Annotated in this window: 6 protein-coding genes; all 6 read left to right on the forward strand. The window is 50.2% G+C overall.

Annotated features, from left to right (window positions below):
• The first annotated feature begins 704 nt into the window (after positions 1-704).
• The 6 genes from flhD to cheW all read left to right on the forward strand — a co-directional run bounded on the left by flhD (position 705) and on the right by cheW (position 6,132).
• Positions 705-1,055 (forward strand): flagellar transcriptional regulator FlhD, encoded by a 351-nt coding sequence (gene flhD / locus AC0LWE_RS14125; RefSeq protein WP_041689445.1) that lies wholly within the window; start codon positions 705-707, stop codon positions 1,053-1,055.
• Positions 1,056-1,057: 2 nt separating this feature from the next.
• Positions 1,058-1,636: a flagellar transcriptional regulator FlhC gene (gene flhC, locus AC0LWE_RS14130; RefSeq protein ID WP_015959471.1), complete on the forward strand. Its 579-nt coding sequence runs from the start codon at positions 1,058-1,060 to the stop codon at positions 1,634-1,636.
• Positions 1,637-1,759: 123 nt separating this feature from the next.
• Positions 1,760-2,647 carry a flagellar motor stator protein MotA gene (gene motA, locus AC0LWE_RS14135; RefSeq protein WP_015959470.1) on the forward strand — a complete coding sequence of 296 codons (888 nt, stop codon included), beginning with the start codon at positions 1,760-1,762 and terminating at the stop codon, positions 2,645-2,647.
• Complete coding sequence (gene motB / locus AC0LWE_RS14140) at positions 2,644-3,573, forward strand: flagellar motor protein MotB (RefSeq protein ID WP_059179675.1); 930 nt, start codon at positions 2,644-2,646, stop codon at positions 3,571-3,573. Before motA ends, motB begins: the two co-directional genes overlap by 4 nt.
• 4 nt (positions 3,574-3,577) lie before the next feature.
• Positions 3,578-5,608, forward strand: coding sequence for a chemotaxis protein CheA (gene cheA, locus AC0LWE_RS14145; protein WP_059179676.1), 2,031 nt, complete (start codon positions 3,578-3,580; stop codon positions 5,606-5,608).
• Positions 5,609-5,628: 20 nt separating this feature from the next.
• Positions 5,629-6,132, forward strand: a complete 504-nt coding sequence (cheW, locus tag AC0LWE_RS14150) for a chemotaxis protein CheW (RefSeq protein ID WP_015959467.1) — start codon at positions 5,629-5,631, stop codon at positions 6,130-6,132.
• Positions 6,133-6,231: the final 99 nt, after the last annotated feature.

Raw genomic sequence — 6,231 nt, forward strand, 5'->3', positions numbered from 1 at the left:
GACGCTTATCATAATTATTCATTAATTATTCTTATAAAACGAATAGTGGCATAACGCAGGTTGCTACGATAAATGAGGAACTTAACGGAAATCCAACAAAATTAATCATGCGCTATTGAATGGTTGTAACCTGTTATCAACCTGTTTGATATGATAACCATTCGCGATTATTTAACATTCATCAATAACTAACACGTTGTTTTTACGATAAATAATGAAATTGTTTCTATGGTAGAAATGAGCGTGAGGCACTTTATGGCTGTCTCGAAACCCCAATCGTAAATTTGTGTTCATATTGTTAATACTTATGCATGACTATTCGTGCAGTGAGAATAGAAAGGAGTCGCATTCGAACGCTTTTTGTTCAATCAACAAGTCATACTGATGGGTTTGCAGATTTTTCTGGCTAAATTTTGTGATCTATATCACACTTTTTTTAAATTCTTGGTAGGGCTGGATTGTATGTCTCAAACCTGACGAGTAGAGTTGCCGCAATTAGGAAAAATCTTAGTTATTTGTAAGAATTGATAAAGCGTGTTATCAGAATGTAACAATTACAGCACTGAGCGTTTTACTCAGCACGACCCTTAATACAACTATGCATTTAGCCTTTTCTTTATTTTTTTACCGGGGTTTTCCCGGCGACATCACGGGATGCGGTTTATCCGCATAAAAATTATAGTTGGTTATTGTGGATGGGAAAAATGCACACATCCGAAATGTTGAAACATGTCTATGACATCAATTTGTCATACTTATTACTTGCACAACGTTTGATTAGTCAAGACAAACCTTCCGCGATGTTCCGCCTTGGTATTAGTGAAGAAATGGCGACAACATTGGGTGGTTTAACGCTTCCGCAGATGGTTAAACTGGCGGAAACTAATCAACTGGTTTGCCAGTTCCGTTTCGACAGTCACCAGACCATTACGCGTCTGACTCAAGATTCTCGCGTTGACGATCTGCAACAGATCCATACCGGTATTCTGCTTTCAACGCGTCTCCTCACTGAAGTCAGCCAGACTGACGAAGTGGCCCGGAAGAAAAGGGCTTAACGATGAGCGAAAAAAGCATTGTTCAGGAAGCACGCGACATTCAGTTGGCAATGGAACTGATCACGCTGGGTGCCCGCTTGCAAATGCTGGAAAGCGAAACTCAATTGAGTCGCGGTCGTCTTATCAAGTTGTATAAAGAATTACGTGGCAGCCCGCCGCCAAAAGGCATGCTGCCATTTTCAACCGATTGGTTTATGACCTGGGAGCAAAACATCCATGCATCGATGTTTTGCAATGCCTGGCAATATCTTCTTAAAACGGGTTTATGCACTGGCGTAGACGCCGTTATCAAAGCGTACAAACTTTATCTTGAGCAATGTCCGCAGCCTGAAGAAGGCCCGTTGCTTGCGCTGACCCGAGCCTGGACTTTGGTGCGCTTTGTTGAAAGCGGCCTGTTGCAATTGTCGCGCTGTAACTGCTGTGACGGCAACTTTATTACCCACGCTCATCAGCCTGTAGGTAGCTTTGCCTGCAGTTTATGCCAGCCGCCATCACGTGCGGTAAAAAGACGTAAACTTTCCCCGCAATCTGCCGATAGTAATCCACAACTGCTGGATGAACAGATCGAACAAGCTGTTTAACCCGAACGTAGGGGCAAGATTCCAGCAGCGGTAAGAAATTACCGCTGCTTTTTTTTACCCCGCATTCCGGTCAATCATTCGAACTGAGCATCTTGCCATAGTCACTAGCTGAAGGATGATGTCGTGCTTATCGTATTAGGTTACCTGGTAGTTCTCGGTACAGTTTTCGGCGGTTACATGATGACCGGCGGACACCTTGGAGCACTCTATCAACCCGCTGAGCTGATTATTATCGGCGGCGCAGGCATAGGTGCATTCATCGTTGGCAACAACGGTAAATCCATTAAGGGCACGCTTAAGGCGCTCCCATTACTTTTTCGTCGTTCGAAATACACCAAAAGCATGTACATGGATCTGCTCGCGCTGCTCTATCGCCTGATGGCGAAGTCGCGTCAGCAGGGCATGTTCTCGCTGGAAAGGGATATCGAGAACCCGAAAGAGAGCGAAATTTTCGCCAGCTATCCACGTATTCTCGCTGATGCGATGATGCTGGATTTTATCGTCGACTACTTACGTCTCATCATCAGCGGCAACATGAATACCTTCGAAATCGAAGCGCTGATGGACGAAGAGATCGAAACCCACGAGAGCGAATCCGAAGTGCCGGCCGCTGCGCTGGCTATGGTCGGCGACTCCTTACCGGCATTCGGTATCGTTGCGGCGGTCATGGGTGTGGTTCACGCGCTGGCGTCAGCAGACCGTCCGGCGGCGGAGTTGGGTGCATTGATTGCCCACGCGATGGTGGGTACGTTCGTCGGTATTCTTCTGGCGTATGGTTTTATCTCTCCACTGTCGAGTGTGTTACGTCAGAAGAGCGCGGAAACAACGAAGATGATGCAGTGCGTGAAAATCACGTTGCTGTCGAACCTGAACGGCTACGCACCGCCAATCGCGGTGGAATTTGGGCGTAAAACCCTTTACTCCAGCGAGCGTCCTTCGTTTATCGAGCTGGAAGAACACGTACGTGCGGTGAAAAACCCAAACCAACAGACGACCACTGAGGACGCATGAAAAATCAGTCCCATCCCATCGTCATAGTAAAAAAGCGCAAACACAAAGGTCACGGGCACGGTTCCCATGGCTCGTGGAAAATCGCGTATGCGGACTTTATGACCGCGATGATGGCGTTTTTCCTTGTGATGTGGCTGGTGTCGATCTCAAGCCCCAAGGAGCTGATACAGATTGCGGAATATTTCAGAACCCCGCTGGCGACAGCCATTACGGGTGGGCCGCGAGTCTCTAACAGCGACAGCCCAATTCCTGGCGGTGGTGATGATTTCACCCAACAGAAGGGTGAAGTCAAAAAAGAACCGAATATTGATGAGCTGAAAAAGCGTATGGAACAAGCGCGCCTCAAAAAATTACGTGGCGACCTTGACCAGTTGATCGAGGCCGACCCGAAACTGCGCGCGCTGCGTCCACATCTGAAAATCGATCTGGTGCAGGAAGGGTTACGCATCCAGATTATTGATAGCCAGAACCGCCCAATGTTCAAAACAGGTAGCGCGGAAGTCGAATATTACATGCGCGATATTTTGCGCGGTATTGCGCCTGTGCTGAACGGTATTCCTAATCACATCAGTCTTTCTGGCCATACGGATGATTTTCCGTATGCCAACGGTGAAAAGGGATACAGCAACTGGGAACTCTCAGCCGATCGTGCCAACGCCTCGCGTCGCGAGCTGGTGGCAGGTGGGCTTGATGAAGGCAAAGTTCTGCGCGTAGTCGGCATGTCATCCAGTATGCGTGTGACCGACCGCGGGCCGGAAGATGCCGTCAACCGTCGTATTAGTCTTTTGGTACTCAATCAGCAGGCGGAGCAGAGCATTCTGCACGAAAACGCCGATAGCCAGAATGAGTCACTGGACGATTTAAAACAGCCAGGGGCAGTTCCTTCGGCTGCCGTTCCAACATCGCCACAAGCCAATCCGAGGTGATAGCGTGAGCATGGATATTAGCGATTTTTACCAGACGTTTTTTGATGAAGCCGACGAGTTGTTGGCTGATATGGAGCAGCATCTCCTGAATTTGGTGCCTGAGGCCCCGGATTCAGAACAGCTGAATGCCATATTCCGTGCGGCACATTCTATTAAAGGTGGCGCCGGAACCTTTGGTTTTACCATTTTGCAGGAAACTACCCATTTAATGGAAAACCTGCTGGATGAGGCTCGTCGCGGTGAGATGCAGCTCAACACCGACATTATTAACCTGTTTTTGGAAACCAAAGATATTATGCAGGAACAGCTTGATGCCTATAAAAGCTCGACAGAGCCGGACGCTGCCAGCTTTGAATATATCTGCAACGCGCTGCGTCAGTTAGCATTGGAAGCGAAAGGCCAGGCGGCAACGCCAGCCGTTAGCGCGGCAAAATTAAGCGTTGTGGATGCGCTGGCGTCAGACGACGCGGCAGCCCCTGTCGCGGAAGATAAACTCCGCGTCGTGCTCTCTCGACTGAAAGAAAGCGAAGTCAATTTGCTCGAAGACGAGCTGGGTAATCTGGCGACGCTGAGCAACGTGGTAAAAGGCAAAGACAGCCTGGCAGCCACCATCGACGGCGGTATCGGTCAGGATGACATCGTGGCGGTTCTCTGCTTCGTTATCGAAGCCGATCAAATTGCTTTCGAAATGGAATCTGCCGCCGTTGAAGCGCCTGCTGAAATCGACGCTGAACCTGAATTCACAGCACCTGCGGTTGTTGCCCCTACGACGGCTCTGAAAGCGGTGCCAAATGATGCTGCGGCTCCAAATCGCGCTGAGCGTGAAAAACCGGCAGCCCGCACGAGTGAATCGACCAGCATCCGCGTCGCGGTAGAAAAGGTCGATCAGCTGATCAACCTGGTCGGTGAGCTGGTGATCACCCAATCCATGCTGGCACAGCGTTCTAACGAACTGGACCCGGTGACGCATGGTGATTTGATTACCAGTATGGGTCAGTTACAACGTAACGCCCGCGATTTGCAGGAATCGGTGATGTCCATCCGTATGATGCCGATGGAATATGTATTCAGCCGCTTCCCGCGTCTGGTTCGCGATCTGGCCAGCAAGCTGGGTAAACAAATCGACCTGACGCAAATCGGGAGCTCTACTGAGCTGGATAAGAGCCTGATTGAACGCATTATCGATCCGTTAACGCACCTTGTGCGTAACAGCCTTGACCACGGTATCGAATCACCGGAAAACCGTATTGCGGCGGGTAAATCCCCGGTCGGTAACCTGACGCTGTCTGCTGAACATCAGGGCGGCAACATTTGCATCGAAGTGATTGATGACGGTGCGGGTCTGAATCGTGAACGTATCCTGGCGAAAGCCATGTCGCAGGGGATGGCCGTTAACGAAAACATGACCGACGAAGAAGTGGGCATGCTGATCTTCGCGCCTGGCTTCTCGACTGCCGAGCAGGTCACTGACGTATCGGGCCGTGGTGTGGGTATGGACGTGGTGAAACGTAACATCCAGGAAATGGGTGGTCACGTTGAAATCAAATCCAAACAAGGTTCAGGCACGACGATTCGTATTCTGCTGCCGCTGACGCTGGCTATCCTCGACGGAATGTCGGTGAAAGTGGCCGGTGAAGTCTTTATCCTGCCGCTGAACGCGGTCATGGAATCCTTGCAGCCGAGTGATGAAGATTTGCATCCGCTGGCCGGTGGTGAGCGCGTACTGGAAGTGCGTGGCGAATATCTGCCGCTGGTGGAACTGTGGAAAGTGTTTGAGGTTGACGGTGCGAAAACCGAAGCCACTCAGGGCATCGTGGTGATTCTGCAGAGTGCAGGCCGTCGCTATGCGCTGCTGGTCGATCAGTTAATTGGTCAGCACCAGGTGGTGGTAAAAAACCTCGAAAGCAACTACCGCAAAGTGCCGGGAATTTCAGCTGCCACCATCCTTGGCGATGGCAGCGTCGCACTGATCGTCGATGTGTCGGCGCTTCAGGGATTAAATCGTGAACAACGTGTGGCGTACACAGCCGCCTGATTAGTAAAGAAGGTAAAAACATGACCGGTATGAGTAATGTAACGAAACTGGCAGGCGAGCCATCAGGGCAAGAATTTCTGGTTTTCACTTTAGGCGATGAAGAGTACGGCATCGATATTCTTAAAGTGCAGGAGATTCGCGGCTACGATCAGGTGACTCGCATTGCCAACACCCCTGCGTTTATCAAAGGTGTGACAAACCTGCGTGGCGTCATTGTCCCTATCGTCGATCTGCGCGTGAAGTTCAGCCAGGGCGACGTGGAGTACAACGAGAATACCGTGGTGATCGTCCTGAACTTGGGTCAGCGCGTGGTGGGCATTGTGGTTGACGGTGTTTCTGATGTGCTGTCCCTGGCCGCAGACCAGATTCGCCCGGCACCTGAATTTGCCGTCACGCTGTCGACAGAATACCTGACTGGTCTGGGTGCGCTCGGTGACCGTATGTTAATTCTGGTGAACATCGAGAAGCTGTTGAACAGCGATGAGATGGCCTTGCTGGATATCGCAGCGAATCACGTAGCATAAATTTGGTTAGTTGAATGATGTTTGGGGACGTAGTGGAATGTTTCCGTTCACTACGATTTCTCCGCCACATGAACGATCCGCTGCGGTGAACGTGTTAAG

The sequence above is a fragment of the Lelliottia sp. RD5 genome (assembly GCF_056032945.1).